This is a genomic window from Serratia fonticola, assembly GCF_001006005.1.
Classification (GTDB): domain Bacteria; phylum Pseudomonadota; class Gammaproteobacteria; order Enterobacterales; family Enterobacteriaceae; genus Chania; species Chania fonticola.
Genome location: NZ_CP011254.1, coordinates 1,932,477 through 1,958,453, shown reverse-complemented (window position 1 = coordinate 1,958,453; position 25,977 = coordinate 1,932,477). Strand labels below are relative to the sequence as shown.

Annotated in this window: 23 protein-coding genes; 16 read left to right on the top strand and 7 right to left on the bottom strand. The window is 49.2% G+C overall.

Going from position 1 to position 25,977, the window contains the following annotated elements:
• The first annotated feature begins 5 nt into the window (after positions 1 to 5).
• The 13 genes from tssF to WN53_RS08575 all read left to right on the top strand — a co-directional run bounded on the left by tssF (position 6) and on the right by WN53_RS08575 (position 15,667).
• On the top strand, positions 6 to 1,751 hold the full coding sequence (gene tssF, locus WN53_RS08625) for a type VI secretion system baseplate subunit TssF (protein ID WP_024484458.1): 1,746 nt from the start codon (positions 6 to 8) through the stop codon (positions 1,749 to 1,751).
• A 20-nt stretch (positions 1,752 to 1,771) separates the two neighbouring features.
• The gene (tssI, locus tag WN53_RS08620) at positions 1,772 to 4,066 is read left to right on the top strand and encodes a type VI secretion system tip protein TssI/VgrG (RefSeq protein WP_024484459.1); all 2,295 of its coding nucleotides are present in this window, start codon (positions 1,772 to 1,774) and stop codon (positions 4,064 to 4,066) included.
• Between the two features lie 113 nt (positions 4,067 to 4,179).
• Positions 4,180 to 4,965, top strand: a complete 786-nt coding sequence (locus tag WN53_RS08615; RefSeq protein ID WP_051346276.1) for a DUF4123 domain-containing protein — start codon at positions 4,180 to 4,182, stop codon at positions 4,963 to 4,965.
• Between the two features lie 10 nt (positions 4,966 to 4,975).
• Positions 4,976 to 9,850, top strand: a complete 4,875-nt coding sequence (locus WN53_RS08610; RefSeq protein ID WP_024484461.1) for an RHS repeat-associated core domain-containing protein — start codon at positions 4,976 to 4,978, stop codon at positions 9,848 to 9,850.
• Positions 9,851 to 9,852: 2 nt separating this feature from the next.
• Positions 9,853 to 10,200 carry a hypothetical protein gene (locus WN53_RS08605; protein WP_024484462.1) on the top strand — a complete coding sequence of 116 codons (348 nt, stop codon included), beginning with the start codon at positions 9,853 to 9,855 and terminating at the stop codon, positions 10,198 to 10,200.
• Between the two features lie 195 nt (positions 10,201 to 10,395).
• A complete protein-coding gene (locus tag WN53_RS08600) occupies positions 10,396 to 10,776 on the top strand; it encodes a hypothetical protein (RefSeq protein ID WP_046808046.1) in 381 nt (126 codons plus the stop codon).
• A 363-nt stretch (positions 10,777 to 11,139) separates the two neighbouring features.
• Positions 11,140 to 11,547, top strand: coding sequence for a hypothetical protein (locus tag WN53_RS08595; RefSeq protein WP_037412027.1), 408 nt, complete (start codon positions 11,140 to 11,142; stop codon positions 11,545 to 11,547).
• A 221-nt stretch (positions 11,548 to 11,768) separates the two neighbouring features.
• Entirely contained in the window at positions 11,769 to 12,026 is a 258-nt protein-coding gene (locus tag WN53_RS08590) for a hypothetical protein (RefSeq protein ID WP_051346279.1), read from the top strand.
• Positions 12,027 to 12,246: 220 nt separating this feature from the next.
• On the top strand, positions 12,247 to 12,354 hold the full coding sequence (locus tag WN53_RS29125) for an RHS domain-containing protein (RefSeq protein WP_080660689.1): 108 nt from the start codon (positions 12,247 to 12,249) through the stop codon (positions 12,352 to 12,354).
• Between the two features lie 18 nt (positions 12,355 to 12,372).
• Entirely contained in the window at positions 12,373 to 12,732 is a 360-nt protein-coding gene (locus WN53_RS28135) for an RHS repeat-associated core domain-containing protein (protein ID WP_080660690.1), read from the top strand.
• Between the two features lie 323 nt (positions 12,733 to 13,055).
• Positions 13,056 to 13,523: a hypothetical protein gene (locus tag WN53_RS08585; RefSeq protein ID WP_024484465.1), complete on the top strand. Its 468-nt coding sequence runs from the start codon at positions 13,056 to 13,058 to the stop codon at positions 13,521 to 13,523.
• Positions 13,524 to 13,958: 435 nt separating this feature from the next.
• The gene (locus WN53_RS08580; RefSeq protein WP_024484466.1) at positions 13,959 to 14,288 is read left to right on the top strand and encodes a hypothetical protein; all 330 of its coding nucleotides are present in this window, start codon (positions 13,959 to 13,961) and stop codon (positions 14,286 to 14,288) included.
• Between the two features lie 752 nt (positions 14,289 to 15,040).
• Positions 15,041 to 15,667, top strand: a complete 627-nt coding sequence (locus WN53_RS08575; RefSeq protein WP_024484467.1) for an ECs1377 family protein — start codon at positions 15,041 to 15,043, stop codon at positions 15,665 to 15,667.
• 304 nt (positions 15,668 to 15,971) lie between these two features.
• Here the strand turns inward: WN53_RS08575 and WN53_RS08570 are convergent, their stop codons facing one another.
• Positions 15,972 to 17,339: an anti-phage deoxyguanosine triphosphatase gene (locus tag WN53_RS08570; RefSeq protein WP_024484468.1), complete on the bottom strand. Its 1,368-nt coding sequence runs from the start codon at positions 17,337 to 17,339 to the stop codon at positions 15,972 to 15,974.
• A gap of 451 nt (positions 17,340 to 17,790) precedes the next feature.
• On the opposite strand from WN53_RS08570, the gene WN53_RS08565 reads away from it, so the two are divergent.
• Both WN53_RS08565 and WN53_RS08560 read left to right on the top strand, forming a co-directional pair.
• Positions 17,791 to 18,360 (top strand): DNA adenine methylase, encoded by a 570-nt coding sequence (locus tag WN53_RS08565; RefSeq protein ID WP_080660692.1) that lies wholly within the window; start codon positions 17,791 to 17,793, stop codon positions 18,358 to 18,360.
• Entirely contained in the window at positions 18,357 to 19,202 is an 846-nt protein-coding gene (locus WN53_RS08560) for an 8-oxoguanine DNA glycosylase (RefSeq protein WP_024484470.1), read from the top strand. Before WN53_RS08565 ends, WN53_RS08560 begins: the two co-directional genes overlap by 4 nt.
• Here WN53_RS08560 and WN53_RS27170 read toward each other — a convergent pair.
• From WN53_RS27170 to WN53_RS08545, 3 genes are read right to left on the bottom strand one after another with little or no spacing between them, the layout of a single operon-like run.
• Positions 19,146 to 19,820 carry a nitroreductase family protein gene (locus WN53_RS27170; RefSeq protein ID WP_235166958.1) on the bottom strand — a complete coding sequence of 225 codons (675 nt, stop codon included), beginning with the start codon at positions 19,818 to 19,820 and terminating at the stop codon, positions 19,146 to 19,148. The two genes, WN53_RS08560 and WN53_RS27170, sit on opposite strands and share 57 nt — an antisense overlap.
• Positions 19,798 to 20,403 carry a 7-cyano-7-deazaguanine synthase gene (locus tag WN53_RS08550; RefSeq protein ID WP_024484472.1) on the bottom strand — a complete coding sequence of 202 codons (606 nt, stop codon included), beginning with the start codon at positions 20,401 to 20,403 and terminating at the stop codon, positions 19,798 to 19,800. Before WN53_RS08550 ends, WN53_RS27170 begins: the two co-directional genes overlap by 23 nt.
• Positions 20,400 to 21,641 (bottom strand): PfkB family carbohydrate kinase, encoded by a 1,242-nt coding sequence (locus WN53_RS08545; protein WP_037412028.1) that lies wholly within the window; start codon positions 21,639 to 21,641, stop codon positions 20,400 to 20,402. The genes WN53_RS08550 and WN53_RS08545 overlap by 4 nt, the downstream gene beginning before the upstream one ends.
• 1,592 nt (positions 21,642 to 23,233) lie before the next feature.
• On the opposite strand from WN53_RS08545, the gene WN53_RS08535 reads away from it, so the two are divergent.
• The gene (locus WN53_RS08535; protein ID WP_024484475.1) at positions 23,234 to 24,457 is read left to right on the top strand and encodes a PDDEXK-like family protein; all 1,224 of its coding nucleotides are present in this window, start codon (positions 23,234 to 23,236) and stop codon (positions 24,455 to 24,457) included.
• A gap of 85 nt (positions 24,458 to 24,542) precedes the next feature.
• Here the strand turns inward: WN53_RS08535 and WN53_RS26790 are convergent, their stop codons facing one another.
• The 3 genes from WN53_RS26790 to WN53_RS08525 form a co-directional block, all read right to left on the bottom strand.
• Positions 24,543 to 24,827, bottom strand: a complete 285-nt coding sequence (locus WN53_RS26790; protein WP_052754309.1) for a JAB domain-containing protein — start codon at positions 24,825 to 24,827, stop codon at positions 24,543 to 24,545.
• A gap of 7 nt (positions 24,828 to 24,834) precedes the next feature.
• Entirely contained in the window at positions 24,835 to 25,365 is a 531-nt protein-coding gene (locus WN53_RS26785; RefSeq protein ID WP_037411404.1) for a hypothetical protein, read from the bottom strand.
• 126 nt (positions 25,366 to 25,491) lie between these two features.
• On the bottom strand, positions 25,492 to 25,974 hold the full coding sequence (locus tag WN53_RS08525) for a hypothetical protein (RefSeq protein ID WP_037411419.1): 483 nt from the start codon (positions 25,972 to 25,974) through the stop codon (positions 25,492 to 25,494).
• Between the last annotated feature and the right edge of the window lie 3 nt (positions 25,975 to 25,977).

Below are 25,977 nucleotides of genomic sequence, written 5' to 3'. Positions count from 1 at the left end.
TTGATATGAACTTTACCGATCATCTCAGAGAGGAACATGCCTACCTGCGTGCGCTGGCGGACAAGGTGGGGCAGGAAACGCCTTCACTGGCCGCGCAACTGGGCCGCCATGCGGGCGATCCGGATGTGGAATGCCTGATCCAGGGGGCGGCAATGCTGAATGCCGGGCTGCGTCAACGCCTGGAGGACGGCTTCCCCGAAGTCACGCAGGGGCATCTTGCGCGTACCTGGCCCTTCCCCCTGCGGCCTATTCCGGCCTGTGGCGTGGTGAACGTCAGCGCCAAAGCCAGCACGCTGGATGCGCCGTTAACCTTGCCCGCCGGAGAATCGCTCTCCCTGTTGTCCGACGGACGTACGCAGGTGTTCCAGACCTGCCATGCCTTGACGCTGCAACCGCTGGCCCTGATTGACCGGCAGTTGCTGGTCACCAACTCCCACAGCGAGATCCGCCTGACGTTTCAGTACCAGGGGCCGGGTGACACTTGGCCAACCCAGCCGCTGTCGCTGTTTCTGGGCGACGATCCACAAGTGGCTGCGACGCTGACCCTGTGGTGTGAACAACATCAGGACCGGCCCGTGCTACAGGTGGAAGGACGACAATGGGTGCTGGAGACGGTGTTTTCCTCCCCACGACCCACTGCGGATAACCGCATTCTGCCCCACGAGGGGGAAACCACCTGGGCGCTGCAGAGCCTGGCCGAATACCTGTACCTGCCCCATGTGAATGATTTCCTGACGCTGGATTTTGGCCCGATGCACTCAGGGCTGACGTTGGGGAACAGCCGCACCTTTACCGTCATTCTTACGTTCAACGGGGAGATCCCGCTCACCCAGGCCCAACTGGCGTCGGCTTTTATGCTGCACTGCGTCCCGGTGATCAGCCTGGCGGCACAGAAAAGCGCCCCCATACGGCTGCTACCCGGGCAGAGCGTTTACCCGCTGCCGTATGCCGACGATCGCTGGGTGTATGCCATCACCGGCGTCAGCATGCTGGAAGAGCCGGATACCCTGCGGCGGGGCCGACGGGTGCAATTCCAGCCCGACAGCGAACTGACGCCGGAATCGCGTTATGCACCCGACGCCGGGTTGGCGCTGTTTTACACCGTCCGGGTCAGCGGTGATGTCCTGGGGCGGATGCAGCATGAACTGGTGCTGTGCAACAGTGCCGGGGAGCCGCTGACCGAGCCCCCTTGCCGGGCCGTGGTCTGCGATTTGCTCACCACCTCGGCGCACTCGCCCACGTTACCGCTTGGCTCCCCTTTCCTGCTTGGCATGGCGGTGACCGACACCTTGGACGTCACTACCGTCACCCGCTTTTCGACCCCGTACCCGGCGGTGGTGGACAGCCATCACCATTGGCGGCTGATGGCCTGCCTGTCGTTCAGCCCCGCGCTCCTCAACCACCGGGAAACGGTGCAGCGGGCGATCGACGATTTTTGCCTGCACGCCCGACATAACCTACCCCAGGTCCGGCACATTCGCCGGGCGGTGGAGGGCATCACCGCCGTCAAGACCGAACCGGTGAATACCCTGATGGGGGAACGGCTGCGGCGCGGTTTGCAGATGACCCTGACGCTCGATGACCAGGCGTTCGACAGCCCCGGCGAAGCCTACACCTTTGCGGCGGCGCTGAGCGTCTTCTTTACCCATTGCCTGACCACCAACAGCTTCCTGCTGCTGGATGTGATAACCGAACCTTCACAGCGGCGCTGGGCATTGCCCCTGACGCGCGGCCAACGAGCCATGATGTGAGACACCACAAGGAGTGAACGATGGACAGCGGATTATTTTTCAGCAGCCAACTCGGTGAACTGCCTCCGGGCACCTTTGACGTGGCCGGTTTTACCCTGGAAGAAGGGTTGTCAACCCTGTTTACCCTGACGGTGAACCTGGTCAGCACCCGGTCAGACATCGAACTGGAAGCACAGTTGCTGCAGCCGGGGGCGTTGACCGTCACCGTCAGTGGCAAGGAACAGCGCACGATCCCAGGGCTGATCGCCAGCCTGACTCAGGGAGAAAGCGGTTTTCGCCGCACCTACTATCAGGCGGTGATCCGCCCGGATGTCTGGGTACTGAGCCTGAAACAGGACAGCCGGATCTTCCATTTCCTGTCGGTGCCGGACATCGTCAATCAGGTATTGGACGAACACCGCATCCCTTACCAGAGCCATATCCAGCAGACCTATCCACCGCGTGAGTACGTGACCCAGAAGCGCGAAAGCGACCTGGACTTCATCCTGCGGCTGATGGCCGAGGTGGGGATCAGCTTCTGGTTTGAAGATAACGAACTTGTGTATGGCGATTCGCATCTGAGCATGACGGAAGGTATCCCGCTGACCTTCAACCCGCATATCCAATCGCCAACTCAGGGCGACATCGCCCATCGGCTGACCCTGGGAGCGTTCATGCAGTCACGGGAAAGCGTGCTGAAAGATCGCGAACACCGGCGGCCAGACCATCCTCTGCAGTTTAAGCAGAGCGACCCTGCATTGGGCGGTGAAGCCACCCAGTACTCGGTATTTGAGAGCTATGGCCGTTATCAGGATGACCAGACCGGGCCGCAGCTCAGCGCCGTGCGACTGGAGGCCATGCAAGCGGGCACCCAACAGGGCGCAGCAGAAACCAACAGCATCCGGCTGATGCCGGGCACAATTTTTACCTTGCAGGGCCACCCGGTGCAGGCGCGTAACGATCGCTGGCAGGTGATCACCGTCAGCCACCGTGGGGAGCAGCCTGCCGCGCTGGAAGAAGAAAGTAACGGCAGCGGCACCACCTTCACCAACTCGCTGACCTTTGCGCCGGGGAATATCGACTGGCGGCCAAGCTACCGTTACAAACCGTTGGCCGACGGGGACGAGGTGGCCACGATCGTCGGGCCAAAGGGCGAAGAGCTGTACGTCAACGAACTGGGCTGGGTGCGGGTGCATTTCCACTGGAACCGTTACGATCCGGCGGATGAAAAAGCCTCCTGCTGGGTGCCGGTCTCCAACCAGTGGGCGGGGGACGGTTTTGGCTCGGTGACGCTGCCAAGGATTGGCCAGGAAGTGCTGATCAGCTACCTGAACGGCGATATCGATCGGCCGGTGGTGAGCGGGCGTTACTACAACGGCCTGAACAAACCGCCCTACCCGCTGCCCGCCAACAAGACCAAATCGGTCTGGCGCACCAAATCGCACAAGGCCGAGGGCTTTAACGAACTGTCGTTTGAGGATGAGGCGGGCAGCGAGGAGATTTACCTGCATGCGCAGAAAGACCTCAAGGCCCTGGTCAACAACGATGCGCACTGGGACATTCGCGCCAACCAGAGCAGCAAGATTGGCGGCAACAGCCTGAGCGAAATCGAGGGTAACCGGGAAAGCCGCATCAAGGGCGAACTCACGCTCCACACCAGCGGCAAAAAGTCTGAACTGGCCGACGGCGAATCCCATTTGCAGGTTGGCAGCGCCTATGTGGTGAAGGCTGGGCAGGAAGTGTCGGTAGAAGCCGGGGCCAAAATCACCCTCTCGGCGGGCAGTGAGCTAACGCTCAAGGCCGGGGGCAGCTTTATCAAACTGGCACCGGGGGCCATTTTCACGTCGTCGTCATTGCAGGTGGGTAGTGGCTCTGCGGGCAGCGGACAAGGCGTCAACCTGAAAATGCCGGGTGTGGTGCCGTTGTTGGCCGCACCCACGCTGATCCAGCAGGGTGTGCTTAGTAGTGATGCCCCTTATTGCGAAGAGTGTGAGAAATGTAAAGCCGGAGGTTGCCCGATAGATGAGGCCCCTGCCAAGCCGAGTGCCCAAGGTGCAAGCAGCGGCTTTGTACAGCAATCCGGTGGAGCGATGCCGGCAACGGCCAGTGTCTCTCAAGGGATGCCCGGCAGTGGCTGGGCCTCGGCAGGCGGTGTTTCTCAAGCGTTGCCTAACGTTGGCTCGCTGCCTATCAGCGGGCTGACCTCAATGGTTAACGCAGGCAACCTGTCCGGTGCCACGGGTAAAGACTATTTGAATATGCTCGGCGATCGGCTCAAAAGTTCGCAATCTGCTGATGTAGAAGAGCTATTCAAAAAGATGGGCAAAAAGTCATGAGCAAAAGATCCGTTTTTTTGTTCTCGGGAGGAATGGATATCGTCCTCTTCGGCACGCTAGCTGACCTGGCGCAGCCAGTTTAAGGCCGTTCTTTAATCAAGGAGAAGATGACCATGTCAAATCGTGTACAGGACTGGGTAAGAAACACGGCGGGTACACCGCTGTATGCCATCCTGGCCAATACCCATGGTGCGCAAGGCATCAAAGCCTATTACCGTGAGGACGGTAGCCGCACGCCGCACGGGCTTTACGCCAATACGCCCTATGCCAACTGGTTTGAAGTGATGCCGGTGCTGGTGCAACTTAACGAAGGCAGCCCATTCTTACGCTGGGTGGCAGAAACCCCTTTACGCAACTGGGGCTGGCTGGCACGTTCGCCGTTGCCGCAGGCTGCCCTGGCGACCCACCTTGCCGGTTTGACGCAGGTGATCATGCCCAGCGGCAAAGCGGTGTTTTTCCGCTATTGGGATGGGCGTTATCTGCCAGCTTACCTGCGCTACTTTGGCGATGAGTGGCGCACTATCCTGCCGGTGTTCTCCGATTACTGGGTGAACGGCGAGGGTTTTACCTGCCCAGTGGATCCTTCTGCGCAGGCCCAGATTAGCCCCTGGTGGCTGGTGCCCCAAGGGATGGTAGATGCATTGCTGGATGAAGATCCAGAACCGCTGATCGCCAACCAGCTGACCTGGCTGCGCGAGAATGAGTTTGAACTCTATCAAGCCGTGCCAGAACCGGTACTGCGCCAGATAGCGCTGCGGCTTTACCCGCAGGTCTGGCAACAGACGCCAGATCCGAAGAAGCGAACCGCACGGCTATCCCAGGCCCTGGTAGATGCGCTGAGCTGCCGTACCAATCCGTTTGAGGTGATCACCTTCAACGTTTCCTCTTTTCGACCGTGAGTAATGGACTATGACGACCGAATATATTGCGAGTATTGACAATGCCTTGCTGGGCTTCAAAAACAAGACCCTGATCACCCAAGAGTATCGGCAGATCGTCAAGGAGTGGGCCACGGCCAGCAGCATTTCAGGGCGATTAGGTGGGCCGACGCTGGAGATGGAAAAAACCCTGCGGCTCAACGACAGCAAGACCGTGGTCTCGGAAAACGATCGCAGCTTTGAGAGTAGCGTAGTGACCTGCCCGAAGAGTGGCGAGATCAAGGTTGCCCTCGCCTACGAGTCTACGCTCGAACTCCCCATCCCCGATGTGACCATTGAGATCTATGAAGATGTCAGTTTTGGTTTTGACTCGAAGGTGGCTACCCAGCAGACCGATGAGCAAGGCATAGCCCGTTTCCCTGGTCTGACTGCGGGCAAGAAATATTACGTTAAAGCCACCGATCCCCAGCTTGAGCAGCACAATGTCCAGATGCTGCAAGCCTATGACGGCCTGATGCTAGAGATGTACGACACCTTGTCAACGCAATGGCAGACCTACAGGCCTCAGTGGCAGCTGAGCCCAATCAATGCAGGCCTGTTGACCGCGCTGGGCGCTGGGCTGTACGACGGCATGTTCGGGCTGTGGGACGACGTAAAACTGGCCTACGACGTGATCACCGACCCCGCAAAGTACGGGCAGAAAATCTATGCGGAAGCGGGTAAGTATAAGGATCTCATCACCCAGTTAGATGAACAGAAACTGAAGTCCCTGCTGGAAGGCAGCAAGCAGATGGCCCGCGAGCTGTTGGCGCTGTTCAATGATGAAGCTGCGTTGTACCTGTTTATGCGTTCGGTGGAACTGCAAGTGCGTATGTACCCCTGGGGTGCACTACTGGAACCGATGGTAAAAATAGGGGGTTCCATTATCAGCGATGCGTTGGTCGGCATTGTCTTCGGGGCGCTGCTGACCCTGGTGACCGCCGGGTTGGGCGTGGCGTTTCTGATCTATAAGGTAGGCAGCTTGCTCAAGAAACTGGGCAGCGCATTGCAGTCTGTCTGGCAGGGACTGAAGACGATTCTGTTTGCCACCCTGGAACTGGTCAAACGGTTCTTTGAGAAGACTCGCCAAATGAACCTCAAGCGCCAGGCCAATGCCAAGTTGAAACAGGATCGGAAAAACCAGCTGGGTTCGTCAAACCAAACTGGTCTGGTGGATAACTCAGGCACGGTGAAAAACAGCCCTGCGACAAATGCGGCTGACCAGCCCACGGTGAACTCGCAGTGCACCCCCGGCACCGGCTGCCCGGTCTCGCTGATCAACGGCGAAGAGTTGCTTACTCTGGACGATGGGCAACTGATTGGCCTGACGCCCTTTATCTTCCAGCGTCAGTACCGCACCACCGCGGTCGAACGCACATCGGTGTTTGGTTTTGGCTGGAGCCACAGCCTGCAACATCAGGTGGAGTTTATCGGTGATGAACTGCACTGGACCGATCACCAGACCCTCACCACCATTCTGCCGTTACCTACCGAAGTTTCCCCAAGTGGGCTTAACTATGTAGCCGGGGCCGCCGCCTATCTGGACGAGGAGCCCAATAGCTACTGCCTGATGGCCGGTAGCATGGAAGGCTGGGTGTTGCATGTGCATCGGGTTACGGGGCAAACGACCGGGCGCATCACCGGCCTTTCACACCGCCAGTTGCGGTTGACCCTGCATTATCACGATGGCTTACCTGTTCGGCTGGAACATCCGGCTGGTGCAGCCTTGCAGTTCAGCTATCAGGAGCTACCTCAAGGCTGGCGCCTGACGCAGCTGAGCCTGACCCCTGAATCGGGTCGGGAAGAGGCTCTCCATCCGCTGATGACCTATGAGTACGATGAGCGGGGGCAACTGAGTGCCGCTATCAATGCGGCCGGGGAAGCCGAGCGCTATCAGTACCGTGATGACTATGTGTTCAGCCTGCGGCAGTTGGCTGGCGGAGCTGAGTTTTACTGGGAGTGGCAAGGGGAAGGCAAACAGGCCCGTGCGGTGCACCACTGGAGCAACCTGCCGAACTTTGACCAACGTTTTCTGTGGGATGAGCAACCCGGGGCCGTCACCCTGGTCCATCAGGACGGCTCACGGGAGACCTGGCAACATGACACCCGCTTTCGTCGCCTGATAAAGAAGGTCGACCCGGACGGCGCGACCCACCTCAATGAATACGGTGAACGCGGTGAGCTGCTGAGTGAAACCGATCCATTGGGCAACCGCACCGAATATGGTTATAACGGTGAACTGCAGTGCACCTGGGTGCGCACTCCTGACGGACAAGAGACCCAATACCGTTATTCGCGGGGCCGGGTCGTAGAGAAAACCACCTGGAGCCTCGATCAGGAGGACAAGATCCGTGAACGGTATCGCTACGACACGCAGGGCAACCTGACGGAAGAAACCGATGCGTTGGGCAATACCTGCCACTACCTGTGGTCTGCGCAAGGGGCACTCAACGAGGTGCAATACCCGGATGGCAGCCGCGAGCGCTTTGTCCGCGATGCCTTTGGCCAGGTGCTGGAACACCATCAGCGCAACGGGCTGACCCACTATTATCGTTACAACCTGCTGGGGCAGGTGATCCGGCACAGCGATAGCCCACTGGACGAGGCAGGGGTCAACGGTACCCGTTATACCTGGAATGCCGCCAACCGGCTGGAGGCTATTCACGCGCCTGACGGCACAGTACGCCACTACCGGTACAACGCCTACGGCAAGGTGACCAGCGAACGTGATGAAAAAGGGCTGACCACCCAATACGAATACCATCCAAACTCCCATTTGGTGAGCCGAGTCATTTACCCCGACCTCAGCCAGGTGGAATACCGCTATGACAACCCGAAGAACTTCGTCAGCGACATCATCAACCAGAACGGCGAACATCATCGGCTGGCCTATTACCCTAACGGGTTGGTGAGTGAAGAACACACCGTTGACGGACGCCACTTCCTCTATGACTACGACCTGAACGGGCACCTGACCCAGCGCACCGAGTACGGCACTAGCCAGAGTGAACAGACCGCGCTGGTGACCCGCTACGAGCGGGATGCTGCCGGGAGGCTAGTTCGCAAAGTGTTGCCGGACGGCAAGGAAGTCTGTTACGCCTACGATAGTTTTAACCGCCTGCGCCTGGTGGATGACGGGCATTGGCCATTGGCGTACGGCTATGATGAGGTTGGTCGCCTGACGGAGGAGTATCAGGGCTTTGCCAGCCTGTTTTACGGCTATGACAACGCGGGCAACCTGACGCGCCAACGCCTGCCCGATGGCAACCTGCTGGCTTACCACTACCAACAGGGGCAAGTCTCACGCATTGACCTGAATGGCCGCATACTGAGTGAACACCAGTATCGCGGCGAGCGGGAAACCCGGCGCATCACCGGTGAGGTGGTAAGCGAGTTTGATTATGACGCGCAGCAACGCCTGCGCCATCAACGTGCTACTGCCCTGGTACAGGCAGAACTGGAGGGTGACGCCCCAGACGTAACACCGGTGATGCAGCGCCGTTACGAGTACGACCCGGCAGGCAACCTGACGCAGATCCTCGACCCGCACAAAGGCAACCGGGAATACCGCTACGATAAGCAACATCGCCTGACCGAAGCGCTGCACCACCCGATAGCCTACCCCGAAGCCTTGCCGCAGGCGCTGCGCTGGAGGGGTATCAGTGAACAGTTTACGCACGATGCAGCGGGTAACGTATTGGGGAACGATGCTGCCTCCCGTGGAACACAAGTGCGTGGCAACCTGCTGAAGCAGAAAGGCGATGTGCGGTTCGAGTATGACGAGTTTGGCAACCTGACACGTGAAGTGCGCAGCACCAAGCCACTGTGGGTGCGGGAGTTCCGTTATGACTGCCAGCATCGGCTGGTGGAATTTATTGAACAACGCCAGGGGCAGAAAACCCATTTTGCCTATACCTATGATGCCTTTGGTCGACGCATCCAAAAGCAGGACCTGCTAGCCCAACGGCCTAATGCCCTAACCCGGTTCTTCTGGCAGGGTGAGCGGATGGTGGCAGAATGCGCCGACGATGATAATATCTTCACAGCGGATGACCCAAAACCGGCGCACCTGGCGACCTATAAAAGCTACCTGTACAGCCCCGGCAGCTTTGTGCCGTTGGCGCAGTTACTGGGCAAAGGACGCAAGTCGGAGATTTACTACTACCTGAATGACCATCTGGGCACCCCGCAGGAACTGGTCAACGGCAAAGGACAGATTGCCTGGAGCGCGGCGTACCGCGCCTACGGCAATCTGGCGGTAGCGTTCGTTGAATCTGTGCCGCAACCACTGCGTTTTCAAGGGCAGTACTTCGATGCTGAAAGCGGATTACACTATAACCGGTATCGTTATTACTCGCCGGAGACCGCAAGGTTTATCACCCCTGACCCTATTGGGCTGGCCGGTGGCCTAAACCAGACGCAGTATGTACCTAACCCTACTGGGTGGGTGGATCCGCTGGGGTTAGCGAATGCGTTGGGAGATTGTCCGCCATCAATTAAATTCATAAATCCTAAAACTATCCAGTACTCTCAAGATAGTATTAATCCACATTTTAGTGACGGTAATAAAATTAATGATTTAATATTTAGATTGAAAAATGATCCTTCATATATCAATCAAGTTGAGCCAATAAGAAGAGTGAGGATGGTGGATCTCCCTGTTGAAGTCCAAGAAAAACTATTGTCACAAGGAGCGCACAAACATTCAGTATTTTCTTTAGACAATAGAAGGTTATATGCAGCTAAGGAGGCTGGAATATCCCAAATTCCAACACGATGGGCAACACCGGATGATTTGAAAGGGATTAATTTAGTTGACAGGTTCTCCACTAAAACAGGTGGGAAAAATATAAGGGTGAGGAATTAAAAATGGAAAACAGAGCAATTAAAACTCAGTACGGGACAATACATGGAAGAGATGCGCTAATATTAAAGAATGTCAAGTTAGATATGTACCCCATGAGCATTGAGGTGAATGCTTTACTTGATCTGTCTTTTTGTCAGCCGCCCACAGAAAGTAATATTGAAGCTCTAGTTTGTTTTAAATTCAAAAACATAAAGAGCTTAAAAATAACAATGATTGATGAATCAGACTATCAGTTGATAAAGAAGTCTTGTTTTGATTTGATTGTTTCAGGAGGAAATAACAATTACATTTTAAGTACTTATGATCATGTCTTTGATGTGATAGGTCAGTGCGAAGTTGTATATGCTTAAGTGATTAGAAAGGCCGGAGGTTATGATTGTTTCGGCCTTATATCTTTTTTGTTATATAAGTATATTCCTTTGCCACACCGAATCACCTTGTCGGACATCATGCTTGCAGTCCCACCAGATTGATATTCTGGCTCTGCCATAACGTCATTGCTATATAACTTAACACATCTCAAAAAAATTATAAAGTTGCAAAAAATGACCTCAATAGAACGGATATGCAGAGATCTTGGCTTACCTTGCGGGGATGAGTTTACTCAAGATTGGACATATGAATTACCTGAGGAATTTCGTACTGAGGAATATCTGAACAAATATATCTTAACTTACTCAAATGATAATTATTCAGAATCAGAGAGAGATTTGCTGATGCAATTGATACTCGATGTTACTAATGATTGTTTAAGTATGGGAATGGATACTAATAATGAAGTTATCGTTAAAGCATTAGATTTGCTTTCAAATAATCACCAGAAGCATTTTCAGTTAATTGAATACTGGGCGTTAGATGGAGAACCACTGGAGGATTGTTTTGCTTTGACTTATAAAGCAAGGGAAATAAAAAACAATATTAGATAAATGCTATCCCACTGCTCTCATGATAACTTGATGTAATTCATTAGTTATGTTGTAGATGATAATGCTGGAACTTCTGATAGTTCCGGCTTTTTACATCACTTATCTTTCCAGTCACCGGATACAGTCCGGTTTATCAAGCAGTAATACATAAAAAGTGCCGCGAAAGCTGGGCAAGCTAAAGTCCCCTAGAGCTCCGAAACGATATTTAAGCCAACGAGATCAGCTTAACTCTATTTATCACGCCAAATTGATATTGAAATAAAGAGGTGACAACAGTCTTTCAAAAAGGCCTCAACATATGGGGAAAGATATTGATGATAATGACAGTCCATTAACCAGCCATCCTAAACGGGGACAATAAAAGTGAAGTTAAATAAAAAGAAAAGGCTGAAAGCGATGGGGTTTTTAGGGGGGGTGTTAAGCCCCTTCAACTCAAATGTCACTACTGTAGAGGAGGTCGAGGATATATTTAAATACAATTTATCCGATAAGCTGAGTGTTTTTAAATTATTTGATAAATATATAAAGGGTGATCTCACATCATCCCCACTCGGATGTTTTTTAACTATTGCCGTGCTTGAGAGGTATCTTTTAAATGCTGACGAGTCTTTTGCGGATGCTTTGCATGAGTTAGTATTTGGTGACATCTTAGAAGATCCCCACCATTTTATGAAATTACTTCTTGAGTATGCAATTGAAATCTCAATCAATCAAAAAATAGATGATAATAAAAAAGGAATTTATAATTATAAAGTGAATGAAATGCTGTAAAGGTAGCTCAGAAAGGTCGATATGAAAATATCGACCTGAACAATCTGAATGACTACCTAGGCCCCCCGCAAGAACTGGTCAACGGCAAAGGACAGATTGCCTGGGCCCCGGAATACCGATCCTGCGGCAAGGTCGATAAGAGGATTTCAATAATGTCAGCTGAGTTTAGAATACACTTCTAAGACACATATTGGTTCATTAGCAATATTGATGAAATAAGAATGATGATTACTTCGCTAAGGACATTTGTTGATGATAAGTCAAACTGCGAGTATTGGTTGCTAGGATTGGAAAGTAAAGCGCAGGCGGAGCATTGGAATTACGATGTTAGGCTTTTTATTGAACCGGAATCAATATCCTTAGAAATTAGCTCCCATCCAAAAAGCATTGAGGATGACCTGATGGGGTTATTTTCTGCTATAAGGGGGACGGTGAATATCCTTATACTAGACGAGGATGGTGAGCTATCAAATTGGTAACTAAATGTCATTAAATGATGGCCCTACATGTAAGTAGATGTCGTTTGAGCTGATAGTTAACGCGGGGCAACTATCAGTGGCACTTCGGTAGGGATTTTCTTCGGGGTGTGGTTAGCCTGAGTGAACTCAGACAGAAAGAAAAAATGGCTAATTTAACTGTTTTATTGGAATCACATACCTATGGGTCTTCAGCCCCGGCAGCTTCGTGCCGTTGGCGTAGTTGCTGGGCAAAGGACGCAAGTCGGAGATTTACTACTACCAGAATGACCACCTTGGCACACCGCACAGCCTGACGGACAGCCAGGGCAACACCGTATGGCGGAGATAGTACAGCGCCTATGGGCAACTGACGGATGAATGGACACCGCCAGATGCACGGGACGAACACCCACAACCGAAGGTGAACAACCCACTGCGTTTTCAGGGGCAGTACGAAGATGCGGAAAGCGGGCTGTATTACAACCTGAACCGGTATTATGACCCGGGTGTTGGGCGGTATTTGACGGCGGATCCGGTAAAACTCGATGGCGGGTTGAACTCTTATCAATATGTTGATGGGAACCCGGTTGGCTGGGTAGATCCGTTGGGGCTTAAAGGGATGCCTGGGGCTGATAATCAGCCTACAGGAAATAGAAGCCCAGAACCTGAAATACTTAGGCCACAAGAAAATATTTATATACAGAGACCAAAATGGAAACCCTATTGAATTAGCTAAGCAACGTGTTAACGGTCAGGATATACCTCTCCCTCATCCCGATTCTGAAGGAAGAGCGCACACGGTTCTAGGAGGTAAGGTAAGCTCGGAGGGTGGTGGAGTGTATGGACAGTCAGCTGAATTCCCAGAAAATACATGGCCTTTAGCTAATGGGCAACCCGTACCTAGAAGCGAAGTTCACTGGGGGGATCATGATAAACCTCATCATCATCCAAACCCTCACCAGCACCCTTTTATATTTGACGGGAAAATTTGGTTAAGAACGAAAGGCAACCAAATGCTTCCATTTAACACAGCAGCGCAAGGGAAATAGTATGGATATCTATATAGATTTATTTTTACCGAAGGGTAATGATGTTTGTAATTTGAAAGAAGACCTAATATCATGGGGAGAGGAGAGTTTCTCCCAATTCCCCAAAAAATATTCTTGGATGGATACACTGAAATTAGCCTCCCCCGACCACTTTCCATCATACGAAATTTTATTACCTCAAAATGTAGAGCTAGATAATTACTCAATATATTCAATTGACGATAATTCGATATATGAGTGGGAGCAGGATGTTAATAAACATCAAGTATCTAATAACTGTTTAAAAAAATTCATTACCGATGAGTTACCTAATGTAGACTCATGGATAGTTGCTATTTCATTTGATGAAGACATTATTGACAACATAAAGAAAGTGATTTTCATCAATAATGTTAACAAACTAATAGAAGAGATAGAGAAAGCAATGAACTGGAATGATACCAATGGTTTCATTGCTTATAAAATATAACTTAATTTTATAGTTTATCCTTTAATAAACAATTAGGATCTACCAAGGGATGAACTGCTGTATTAAGAGTATATGATAGAACGAAGGTGAGGGGTTATTCAGCTTCCAGAAGGTAAACTGGCTTGCAGGAGATAGCCCCTCCTCTTAGAGGATAATCTCATAACGAAGGAAATGTCTCTGGTATTAGTCCATATACTTCTTGGCCGCTAGACCCTGCTATAGTTCGTTCCTATACTCAGACTGATGGTATAATTTTGAGGGTTAAAGCTAAAGCGCAAAAGGGCAATGAAAATGGCGCCAGGATTTTTCTGATGACAAGTATTTTGAACAAGAAGTTCTTATGCAAGAGATTCGTGATAGCGGCATTGAGGTATTTAAACCATGATGACCATTAATTAGTTGATAAGCAGACTCAGATGTTTTGATAATAAACCATTGTCTAAAGAGACAGTTGATTTACTTTCGACCTCGATAAAACTGATCGAGGTCGAATATGATAAAAGTATAGCTACCAATGAATTTAAAATACACAAGAAACCTCTTGATAAGGCTGGCGTTAAATACTCTGGAATTAATGAGTTGATAGATATGCTGATGAAAACCCCAGATGAGAGAATATTAATTCTAAATTGCCACAATGAAAATCATGTATTAAAAGTTTTTATGGACCTAAATCATAATGTTATTGGCGTGGTTGGATTTGAAAAACGTAAAAGAACTCCAGAAGAGATTGAAAGGGAAATGCATAATTTAAAAAGAACGTAGATTTTTGGCTATACCTAAAATACCATCATCATCAATGGATGATTTGTTGGCGACTGGAAATATTCGTGGTGAAAAAATGAGTGCGAGGAGGTTGTTAACTATGTTACATGGGCTAACCGAAGACGACCGTGGTGTCATTGGGTTTGTTTGTTATTAGAAAGGTTCCGCTTCTCAAAAAAGCTTTGTACGGCATAACATTAAGATCTGGGAGAGGAATGTACCCCTAAAGCTGCATTGCAAGAATTTGAAAAATACCCTGAGATTGAGCAGCGTTTCAGGGATACTTTCCCGTAAATGATTTTTAAATTACCTCTCCCCTGTTCTTATTAATTCTAATATGGGGGGCTTGGGGCTGAGTTTTACGGGGAATGACAGAAGGAAGGCAAACAGGCCCGCACGGTGCGCCACTGGAGGAACCAACCTGCCGAACCTTGACCAGCATTTTCTGTGGGATGAGCGACCCGGGCTGTCACCGTGGTCTATCAAGACGGTTCACGGGAGACCTGGCAACATGACACCCACTTCCGCTGCCGGGTGAAAAAGGTCAACCTGGACGGGGCGCTCCACCGCACCGATTTGCGGCTGGGCCTGATACTAAATCCGAACATGCCGATTTTGCTTCCTGCTAGTTTCGGCTGGAACCCGGAAATGTGTCAGGCGCTGTGCGCCACCTCAATACCAACAACAAATTGGCTTCCGATTATCGTAGACCGTTGATAAAGTGACCGACGGGTAGGCGAAGGGAAACCAGCATGGTCGAACGTATTGATTACCAGATTGAAAAATATAGCTTCGCGGAAGTTAATGAAACGCCGCGTATTGCGCAGCAATGGGCTGAAGTCCTCAAAGAATGCCGTCAGGTACGGGCTGGAAGTATCGAGCGTCTGCGCATCGCATTGCTGAATGTGGATTATGTCACCAGCTTTGAACTGCCTTTTCGTTTGCTGTTGGTGCGTGCCCCACAACTGATTGCCGAGCTGCGTGATGAACTGCAACTCAGTCAGAAAAGCGCCGTGTTCAACGGCAAGCGTTTTGGCTGTGTTTACAGCGTGAAGTCTGATTTGAGTAAGGTACCGGATGAATTTCAATACCGTCTGTCAACCCGCATTCGCCGGGAAGTATCGTCAGGCGAAACCGCAGAGCCTTACCGGGAAATTGCCAGGGAAATAAAAATGCCGCTCGAGCGGCTTAAAAAGGCGCTTGAGAACGGACTCGCGGTAACGGCACTGGATGGTCTATTTTGGTTCGGTATGCAGCGAATCGCAGCCGACGTGGCGGTACTCAGAAAAAAGGGGATGCGTATTGCGACCTCAGAGGTTCAGGCATGGGACAGTCTCACCGCGACCCTCCGCCCCATACCGGTATACCGCGGCGTCTGATGCGCTCATTGCCATTGTTGTTATCTTTTCCTAAGGTGCTTTTTCGGATCACAGGAGTCGCATTTGATAGCTAGTGCTATTGAATTTACTTAGTTTTATCGTGTTGGATTTTGGTTGGTGCCCCCTATTGTGCCCCCAAATGATTTTGCTTGTGGGGAGTGGGGGCATGAAGGTCACTTGTTGGTGTCAGTTTTCCACTGTAGCAAACTGGCGATATCTGAACTTGATTTGCATCCGGACTAACTGTGCTTTCCTGAGATAAAATATTCTCTCTGCTAAAGCAACCGGATCTAAGAGATCAAAATCAGAGCCTGTCAAAAATGGACCCTTTACCCGGAACGAAGATCTTTTCATACAGACGAGTGGCATAATCGTCAGTCATACCTGCAACATAGTCGCTGATGACTCGCATTTTTTGATCCTCGCCTTTTTCAGCTTCTTTTATATAAGTGTTACGGGTCTCTAACGGAAGAAAACGCTCGGGATCGCTTGCCAGCACATTAAATAGCTCCACAATCAGCTTTTGCCCTTTGAATTCCAGTAGTTGAACATTTTCATGCCGAATGACTTTATCCTCGACCAGTTCAAAGATCGCCTTGCGCAAGATATCTACCTCTTCAGGCAGTACCGCTTTGTAGCGAAGCATGCCACATTTGAAATCATGGTGCTGCACCTGGATTGTGACACTGGTGATCATCAGGTGGACCAGTGTCCCGATACACTCCTTGCGAAGATAACTCTTACCGAACAGTCTGTCAGCCACAGCATCAGCAGTCAGATCAAATGAGCTACGATGACAGGCCTCGAATAGACATTCCTTGTCCCTGAAATGGTCCATCCACATGTTTCTGTCAATCATTCTCAGTGAAATCGCATCTTCAAGATCATGTAGTGAATACGAAATTTCATCTGCTAGGTCCATGATCGTAGTATCCAGCGCCTTGTACTTCGTTTTGCTGTGTTTGTCCGGGCTCACATTTTCATTACCGGATTTAAACAACGCTGTATCTTCGTCATCAAAGGGCAAGAGTGCAAATTCGACGATGTCAATTTCGGAGTCGAGATAGCATTTGGGCGGCTTAAACCGGGATGATTTGAACAGCCATTCATGGCTTCCCGCCTGTGGCTGGCCATAAGCACTCTCGTTAACCACCTCAGAGTAGCTTCCCGGGTATTTCAACACGCCCAATATCAGTCTGCGGGTGGGATCCAGCCCGTTTGATTCAGTATATTTATCAAGCCGGGTGAGAATTCGTAGCGTCTGCCCGTTACCTTCGAATCCGCCATGCGCCCTCATACAGTAGTTCAGCGCAACTTCACCTCCGTGTCCGAAGGGCGGATGGCCGATATCGTGTGCAAGGCAGATAGCCTGCATCAGGCTCTGTTCGGGCAGAAATTCGGCCTCATCTGATTTACCACTTTCATAGCGTTTATTTAACTGCGACAAGATCCCGGTACCAATCTGGGCGACCTCCATCGAATGAGTCAGCCGCGTCCGGTAGAAGTCACTCTCACCAAGCCCCAATACCTGCGTCTTCGACTGCAAACGCCTGAAGGCAGAGGAATGGATCAGCCGAGAAAGGTCGCGTTCGTATTCAGATCTTATTTCATCTGGGCGCCTGTTATTGTTGCCCTGGCGTTCAGACCAGATCCTTTTGGTGCAGTGCTTCATAGTGTCTCCTTGTGGGCAAGTATGGCTTTTTCATATCGCTTGCGGACGGACGCTTGAACACCATGATCTCACCAAGCATCTCTCCGAAAAACTGCTCAATACATTTATGCATTCTCGCATGCATCATGAAGGTGTGTATCCATTATCTATCGCATCCATTCCCATAACGAGGCAAGCCTTTTTATTCTAGAAAGTCATCATGTTGCCATGTAGGTAAAGCGTATATGCTGTAATTGTGCTATTAAACGCAAACTACCAGCCGATTTTTTACGTGATTTGAAATAAGTTCTAGTGTATTCGGGCATCGATTTAAATTGACATCATCGTCATTTCTGACGATGATGTGTATATGAGATATCCCGGAGGTAAAGGCAAGTGCTATCAGCGACTCATCAATCTGATGCCAAAGCACGATACATATATTGAAACCCATCTTGGCGGGGGGGCAGTAATGCGCAACAAGCTGCCCGCAGACCGTAATATTGGCATAGATCTAGACCAGCAGGTTATTGACCTCTGGCATGGCATTGATGACGTTTCCTGCGAACTTGTCCGGGGTGACGCAATCGCTTATCTCAGCACATACTCTTACCAAGGCAATGAGCTGGTTTACGCCGATCCACCCTACGTTCAAAGCACACGCAAACGCAGCAAGATTTATCGTCATGAATATACAGATGACGATCATCGCCAGTTACTGCAAGTACTTCTCACGCTGCCCTGCATGGTCATGGTATCTGGTTACAGAAATCCAATCTATGACGAAATGCTCAGCGGCTGGCGCTGCGAGCGGTTCAACGCGAAGACACATACCGATGTTCGCGAAGAGTGTGTCTGGATGAATTTTTATGTACCTGACAGGTTGCATGACACCCGCTACATGGGCAGCAATTACCGAGAAAGGCAGACCCGTATCCGTCGCCGCACCCGGCTTTATGAACGCATCGAACGGATGGAACCCACAGAGCGCAACGAACTGATCCATTGGCTGAATGCCAGATATGGCCTGGAGGCAGTATGACACAAAGTGGAGCGGTCTTCATTGGACCAGCAGTTATTAATCTGGACTTTCCAGCTCCAGAGCAGAATATTCTGCCGGGCGTTCCGTGGGGCAAAATTGAGGCGTTCCCATCCCCGGCCTACTGGGCCTATCAGGTGCTGGCCCGGCGTCTAGAGGTTAATGCTGTCAATTACAAACTCGGACGAACGCTCAAAGAAGAAGTGGGTGCATGTCTGCTAGGTGGGCATGGCATACCGGCAGCGGTAGGTCTAGCGGCGTTCAATAAGCTAAAAGATTGTGGCGCGTTTAATGCTGAGCCGCCGCCAGAAGACCTTATTTATGAATGGCTTTCACAACCAATTGAAACCGGCAGTAAATCAGTGCATTACCGCTTTGCCAGACAGAAGTCCCGCTATCTCGCAGCAGCGCTGAACAAACTCAATGCGGAGGTACCTCCAACGGATTCAGGGCGCGTGCTTCGAGATTGGTTGCTCTCAATACCCGGCATCGGACATAAAACGGCTTCATGGGTGGCGCGCAACTGGCTCAGCGCAGATGATGTAGCCATTCTGGACATCCATATACTGCGAGCAGGACTACTGGCCGGATTCTTCCCAGGCGACCTGACTGTTGAACGTGATTACCTGAAGCTGGAGCAGCTATTCCTTGAGTTCAGTAAAGCAATGGGCGTCAAAGCGTCAGAGCTGGATGCGTTGATCTGGTATGAAATGCAGGCCTCTTCCAGCACAGTGTTCAGTCTGATAGAAAACCTGCGCAATCAGCCTCTTGCTAAACTGCGCCCACGTTCAGCGCGAACCAAAAACCGCCAGTCCGGTACCCGCCAGACGACCTTCCAGTTTTAATCTGGCGCACCAGTCATGTCCTGTAATGCCCATAGGGCAGAAATTACAGGCCAGAGCTTCGGCAACAAGTGCCATCTGGCCAACCAAGGCACCAGCATCACGCCAGATCAAGCTATCAGCATTTACATATTTCGCCGACGTTTTTCCAGGCTCGGCGATAAACCTGACAGCAATACCGTTCTGGATATCAATAACCGGTGACAACTCGTCACGAATCTCAGACCGGGTCTGTTCCGAAATAAGCAACGGTGTCAACGCGTGCATGTCAGGTAGGTAAAGTTGCCAGCCATCTTGGTCAGACAGGGAAAGAACTATATGAATCGGATGTATAGCTCCCGCAGAAGGCACAGGACGTTGCGTAAGCGGAAACCCATATTCTGAATGCCCCACCGCCATGACCCTACCTGTCAGCCAGAGCCATTGAGAAAGTTGGGTCAAGCTGACATGGCCGAAACTGCGTTGTGTTCTGCGACCTTCGATCACGCCACTCAATGCGGGTAGCACTGCATTCTCATGGGGGGGCGTCAAGAAAAACGGCTCTCCGGCAGGCCAATTGAAGGGCTGATAACTATGCGCCTTCTCCCGGGGAACGGGACTACCGGGATCGGTCCAAATCATATCCGACATCATCCAGAACCTGAAAATATTTATTGCACCCCCGACAACTGCCGCACGGGATGTTTGCCTTATGACAGCTGTGCGCCCAGGCGAGGCCTCCCGGCGTGACATCTGAAATCCTGATCAGCTCAGATGTTGATAGCTCAATTGCAGGGGCTTCTATGACCATGCCGCCTTCCTGGAATACCATAAGATCGCTAATTCTGCTGACAAAACCCGAGGTACCGTCCAGATGAGTTCCATCCGATTTTACAGTGCCTATCCACAGATGGGTGACGCCAAGAGCTATAGCTTTCATGGCTGCCAGCGAGATAAGCATCTGGTTACGGTACGGCCACCAGTCGCTGGATGGCGCATTCGGATCCGCTTCGGTACCGGCCATATCTCCTGACCCCAGTGAACGGCAGTCAATACGGATGATGTGATGCTCAATCCCTAGCGTCTGGCAGGTGATAGAAGCGGCTTTGATTTCAGCCTCAGCAGCATGCTGGCCATAGTCAAGTGTCAGAGCGATATCCGGGCGTTTCCACCATGCAATGGCAATGGAGTCCATCCCACCTGAAAGCAAGAGTGCGGTTTTCATTCTTTAGCTGCCACCCAAAGTGTTTTATAGATTGCCGTGACATAATCAGCGCTGAGAATACAGCCCGACCCCTCCATCATTTTCAGGTCTTCTTCCGATTCGTTCTCAGCATAAAACACCACTGGAATGTCCCTTGCCCGGGCATAACCAACCTCGTAGATTGTGCCAGAGTCCAGCCCATCACCTATTGCAAAAACAATGTCAGCCTGCCTTATCGCGTCGAGATCCTTTTCAACTACTTCTTCCGCAGTTCCATGTCCAATCTTATGATAGGGGGAAAAAACGTCCAGTCCCAGATCGCTCAAATTGCGTTGTGCCTGCTCAACAAGCCACAGTTGTGCAAGTGTAAAAAAGGGGCCAGCCAAATAGACCTTTCTGTTGCCACCTTCGATAAATTTTTGTGAGAGTCTGATGGGATTGGGATTGAAAGCAGCCAGTCCCCCAGATGACGGGAAAAGACCACTTTCGCAGTAGCAGGCGGTGGCAAGTGAGGCCTGGTTTGCAGCGTCATGGGCCGTTTTTTTATTCAGCATCCACTCATAGGCAAAATAAGCAACGAACGCATCACCCGAGCCAATCTTGTGCACAAAGTTAGTCTCATATGCAGGAACATAGGAGATGTTACCCTTATCACAAATGAGTGCTCCGGCTGGCCCCTGTTTAATGATGATAACTTCAGCATAACCGTTATTATAAAGAAACTCCGCCTGTTGTCGGTCGGATAATCCGTTTTGGCAACTGAGCATTCTTGCTTCATAACGATTCAGTATCAGTGCCAGATGCTTTGCTTTGGATCCATTAGCTGTGAATGGCTCTGGGTTGGTCACATTCTGGGGGTCATATACTGCGTAGTCAGCATCGACGATGGAGGAGCCTTCAAGCATTCCATAACGTAGAACGCAGGGAGCTGTTACTGTCATTGTCGGGTAAGGAGTGTCCGGGTAGTTGAATATGCGTGGTTCAGCCAAGCCATGTTCGTAGTGAAACATGACGGACTCTCGTATCGGATGTGCATTTAACTTAAATTTTTCAAAATGAGCGCGATCCCGTAGTACCGAACTAACAACATCATCAGCGTAGGTGTGAAGATCGACGTTTACACTGAGCATTGCCAGTGCTGACGCGGCTCTTCCGGCAGAACCGTAAACCTGGTGATTTCCTGGATGAAGGCAGACTTCATGATAAGCCCCCCCAACAATCGTAATGGAGTTCTCAGTTAGCATTTTATCGTTACTCATATCGCGTACACACTGACCCTAACCTGGCCACCATTGATGGCTGTGACTCTAGCAACGTAGGTTGTTCCGCTGTTCATGCAGTAGCGCAGACGCTGAATATAGGGTGACGCAAGACCACCAACTTGCATACCGTTATATATAGCAACCGTAAGCTGAGAACCCTGAGAGTTAATTTGAGCAATTCCCAGGATGTCACCGACTGTCAACTGGGCCACAACCTGTGGGACAGGCGAACTTAGTTGAGTATCAATCCTAAGTTTTTCACAGCTAACTTCAAAATCAGCCTGACCAAACTGGCCGCCATAACTACCCCCACCTGAGCCTGACATAGATACCTCACGTTGCAGTTATTAATATATTGTTTGTATATCAATTAACTTTGCTGATGTATAGAAATAAATGCCAGGATCGCATCAATATTATTTATTTTTTGATTTAAAATAATTAATTGAAATTATTATCAAAAGGATGAAAGCATCGTAGGTTTAATTAAATCAAAATTTATATCATTTCTGTGACCTACTCCTTATTTATTAGCATACAGCGCTATTCGTTACATCTGTTTCTGCCACTGAGCACACTGTCAGTGCCAGATCAGCTCAAGAACCGTCCCCATCGCAAAGCAGTCGTTCGCACAGTGCTCTGCCAACCTGTTAAAAACCAGCAAGATCTTTGAAATCATCACATGTTAAAGCATGAAGCACTAACCGTTTCAACCTCGACTGAATACAAGCATTATCGTCATGCCATCCTCCTTTGTTTATGCTTTCATCGTAGAAAATATGCGCTACTCAGCCTATCTTGCGATTACCATCCTTGGTTAATGTTTCATGACAATATCATTCACCCCACCAATGAATTACAGTTTGCTGAATACGATATGCGCCGACCCTTTCATGAAGTACCGGATACTCAGGTAGTCATCTTGGTTATCCTTAGCCACCAGCCTATTTGCACAGATATGCTCATATAACCGGCTGGTGATATCCCCTCGGTTGTTCGACTTGAGCTGGGTTTGTGTTAGTTATAGTTTTCTTAATATTATTGTAGGTTTTCATCGGGAAAGAGCTCAAAAAATAATGGGATACGGGGAATATCAGGAAGAGGTTACAAATTGAATGTCTGAAAGCTAGGCAGCTAATCACCAAGAGCATCAATGTGGATCATTTATATACAATGCCATTTTAGTTGAGCCACGATGAGGAGCCTGGCTGCTCTGCACTTAAGCCTCAGCACCGGGTGGAACAAGGTCCTCAGGTTGGTGAGGTAGCCTGAGACAGTGAAATGTATCCATTTCCCAGGTCGTCATTCCATGCGGTCATGTGACAAAGCATAGAGCAATGTATTGCCGTCTTCGGTGATATGAGCGCTACTGCACAATAGGTAACGGAATATTGGTGGTAATATTTCAGCAGAGCGCATCGTTAACTCCTTTAGTTAAACAGCGGGTAATATGGCGAAAATACGAATTTGGCCAAAAGATGCGGGGGTTTTCTCAAGAATACTGACAACGACCAAAAGTCGATTAAGCAACAATGCTCACATGAAAATGAGCCTCAAAAGCCTAGGAGGAAAAGGAATTGGACCACGTAATGGATAAACAGGTGGGTGAGTTGACAAGGTTTCTCAGTCATATCTCAGTATGGGATACGCTTAATCGCCAAGCAAAAGAGCACTATCAGAGCAGACTTGCACCAAATTTTCGTCTGTTTGACTTATTTCGATGTAACGAAATGACTCTCTCCCGCTGTTTGGCCTTTTTGCTTGATCCAAAAGAAGCTCATGGCCAAGGTGAATTATTTCTCTCAAAATTTCTTCAAATCTTGCCTGAAAACCTGAGATTTCCTAGCTCAGGGGAAGCAACGATTTTTACCGAATACACAATGCCTGATTCGCGGCGATTGGATCTGTTGTTGACCCGTTCAAACAGTGCTATTGGCATCGAAAACAAACCCTGGGCTGAAGATCAACTATTACAACTTTACGACTATGCCAAGTGGATGAATGAGCGATATATCCAAAACCATTGGTTACTCATCTATCTATGCAATAACGAAATAGGTGAAAAAACCCTACCAAATGGCAGTAATCCCAATCTAAAAGATGGTGTATTTCCTTTCACTTTCTACCGTTTTGTCGAATGGTTGGAGGAGTGTGCCCTGCATGTCACAGCCCTGCAAGTACGCATATTTATCAATGAGCTTGCCCAATTCATTCGTGAGAATATAAATGGAGAAAGTAATATGGATGAGCAGAATGAATTAACTCAGTTAATACTCAGCAGCCCTGAAAATATCCGCGCCACCTTCTTGGCTGCACGCAGTTTAAGAAATATCAAGTCTCAGATGTGGCAAGATTTTTCAGATAATTTACTAAATCAACTCATACCACTTGAAGTTAGCATTGAGTACGATACTAGTTTACTTTATGGTAAAAAAGAATCAGGATTTTATGTTATCTTCCACCCAAGTGACCAGTTTTTCCTGAAATGGCAATTTGAGTATTCAAACCATAAAGGTTTGTGTTTTGGTATTGCCAGAAATGATGAAGCAGAACAGGGTAAGGATCCTGTACGGTACTTACAAATTCGCAATGCAATGAATCAGTGCTTTTCTTATGTCAGTGAAGAGGGGACAGATTCGTGGCCATGGTGGTGTTGGGCTGAGTCAAGCATGGATGTCCCGGGTAATTGGGAAATGAACCCAGAAGCATGGCTTCTCTTGCTGAATAGTGATGAGAATAGCTTGGCGAAAAGAGTTATACAAATAGTCCAACATATGAAAGACAGATTCGATCTTAAACTACTCAGAGGCTAGCATCCTGCTAAAGTTCAGGATTATCAATTGGGTAACTCATGACTAACATCGAGAGGCTTTTGCCTCTCGATGTAGTTAATCCATCTCAAAGCCAGCCGCGTTCGGCATATGACATCGATTCGCTACGGCCCAGCACGATAAGATCGCTGGTTCTCACTTCGACCAGCGACAAAGCATCCTGCAGATACTGAGTGATGCGGTTCACCATACTGGGTAAGGGGTGGTTTTTCTCCAAAGCAACAGACGCGCCATTATGACTCAACGCAGTTTTCATGATTTCACGTGTATATACCGGAGCCTGATTTATCGTAACGATGGATACCGTCTCACAAGCGATCAGCCTGTACTGGTTATCTAGGAACAGCACCATGAACGCTTCATGGCCCAACCTTCAAAGACTCGATTTTATTAATTAGTAATTCAATATCATCATAGCTGAATTTAGAAGAGAATATCCTTCTAGGATAATTTTTAAATTCTGCATGAGCCACGCTCTCAACTGAAGATGATATTTCCCACAAGATATTACCTTCACCCGTTTCCCCCTTGAAAGAAAAAACAGTAAAATCATCAAGTAGAGTACCAAACTTTACAGAGTAACTTCTCGCCAACTCACTTAAATCGTTCTTTTCATCGTCATAAAAATCATCATCGGATATACACAGCGCTTCATTTAACTTACAAAATGCTTCCTCTTGAGAAGCACCCCAAAATATAGGCTGCAATTTTTCCTTTCTCATTATATCCACAAGACCACCAACTAGGTAACCATCAAAATATATCAACTCTGACAATGCACCTAAACTATTTCCCTCAAACCATAATCTGGCATACCCCATAAATAATCTTGAATCAGAAATATCATATTCAATTCCAACTGTCAATTTTGTTCCTATCATATTAGGCATGCTCAACATTCCTTCATATTTCTTGCGTACTTAGGTACGTTTTTATGATCTATGGCACGAGGGTTTACGCTCATATCTATACTATCGTTCCGATCAACTTTAATGAATTTATTTTTGATATTTCTTTTAAATGGTAACGCATTTTTTATTAAGCTTACGTTCGAATAATGTAGCCAGCTCATCAAATATTTTCATCCAGTGTTGGATATATTCTGAATTGTAAATTTCCACAGTGAAGTCAGATACATTCTTATTTATCATTCCAACTCCTTTTCCTTTCCTAAAAGATAACACCATTACATCTTCTTTCACTTCATAATCTATGTAAAAATCAGAACCTTGCTCACAAAACCATATTGTCTCTTTCTTTATAGAAGATAATTTTGCAGCATTTATAGAGTCGACGATGTCATCCAAACACACTGAGAAATCAGAAAACAAGTCTAAAGTTATTTTATCGTCATCATTGAATACAATGTCAATGTAACCATTGACATACTGTGATAGCTCTATAAGTGAAAAGTGAAACGGCGACAATTCCATTTCCTCCTCATCCAAAAACTCATCTAACTCAACATTTTTTTCATTTACCGTTAACTTTATCTGCATTTT

What these genes read in the sequence shown, in the direction of transcription:
- tssF (WP_024484458.1), top strand. Translation starts at nt 6, where the DNA reads ATGAACTTTACCGATCATCTCAGAGAGGAACATGCCTACCTGCGTGCG.
- tssI (WP_024484459.1), top strand. Translation starts at nt 1,772, where the DNA reads ATGGACAGCGGATTATTTTTCAGCAGCCAACTCGGTGAACTGCCTCCG.
- WN53_RS08615 (WP_051346276.1), top strand. Translation starts at nt 4,180, where the DNA reads ATGTCAAATCGTGTACAGGACTGGGTAAGAAACACGGCGGGTACACCG.
- WN53_RS08610 (WP_024484461.1), top strand. Translation starts at nt 4,976, where the DNA reads ATGACGACCGAATATATTGCGAGTATTGACAATGCCTTGCTGGGCTTC.
- WN53_RS08605 (WP_024484462.1), top strand. Translation starts at nt 9,853, where the DNA reads ATGGAAAACAGAGCAATTAAAACTCAGTACGGGACAATACATGGAAGA.
- WN53_RS08600 (WP_046808046.1), top strand. Translation starts at nt 10,396, where the DNA reads ATGACCTCAATAGAACGGATATGCAGAGATCTTGGCTTACCTTGCGGG.
- WN53_RS08590 (WP_051346279.1), top strand. Translation starts at nt 11,769, where the DNA reads ATGATGATTACTTCGCTAAGGACATTTGTTGATGATAAGTCAAACTGC.
- WN53_RS08585 (WP_024484465.1), top strand. Translation starts at nt 13,056, where the DNA reads ATGGATATCTATATAGATTTATTTTTACCGAAGGGTAATGATGTTTGT.
- WN53_RS08575 (WP_024484467.1), top strand. Translation starts at nt 15,041, where the DNA reads ATGGTCGAACGTATTGATTACCAGATTGAAAAATATAGCTTCGCGGAA.
- WN53_RS08570 (WP_024484468.1), bottom strand. Translation starts at nt 17,339, where the DNA reads ATGAAGCACTGCACCAAAAGGATCTGGTCTGAACGCCAGGGCAACAAT.
- WN53_RS08565 (WP_080660692.1), top strand. Translation starts at nt 17,791, where the DNA reads ATGCGCAACAAGCTGCCCGCAGACCGTAATATTGGCATAGATCTAGAC.
- WN53_RS08560 (WP_024484470.1), top strand. Translation starts at nt 18,357, where the DNA reads ATGACACAAAGTGGAGCGGTCTTCATTGGACCAGCAGTTATTAATCTG.
- WN53_RS27170 (WP_235166958.1), bottom strand. Translation starts at nt 19,820, where the DNA reads ATGATTTGGACCGATCCCGGTAGTCCCGTTCCCCGGGAGAAGGCGCAT.
- WN53_RS08550 (WP_024484472.1), bottom strand. Translation starts at nt 20,403, where the DNA reads ATGAAAACCGCACTCTTGCTTTCAGGTGGGATGGACTCCATTGCCATT.
- WN53_RS08545 (WP_037412028.1), bottom strand. Translation starts at nt 21,641, where the DNA reads ATGAGTAACGATAAAATGCTAACTGAGAACTCCATTACGATTGTTGGG.
- WN53_RS08535 (WP_024484475.1), top strand. Translation starts at nt 23,234, where the DNA reads ATGGATAAACAGGTGGGTGAGTTGACAAGGTTTCTCAGTCATATCTCA.
- WN53_RS26790 (WP_052754309.1), bottom strand. Translation starts at nt 24,827, where the DNA reads ATGGTGCTGTTCCTAGATAACCAGTACAGGCTGATCGCTTGTGAGACG.
- WN53_RS26785 (WP_037411404.1), bottom strand. Translation starts at nt 25,365, where the DNA reads ATGCCTAATATGATAGGAACAAAATTGACAGTTGGAATTGAATATGAT.
- WN53_RS08525 (WP_037411419.1), bottom strand. Translation starts at nt 25,974, where the DNA reads ATGCAGATAAAGTTAACGGTAAATGAAAAAAATGTTGAGTTAGATGAG.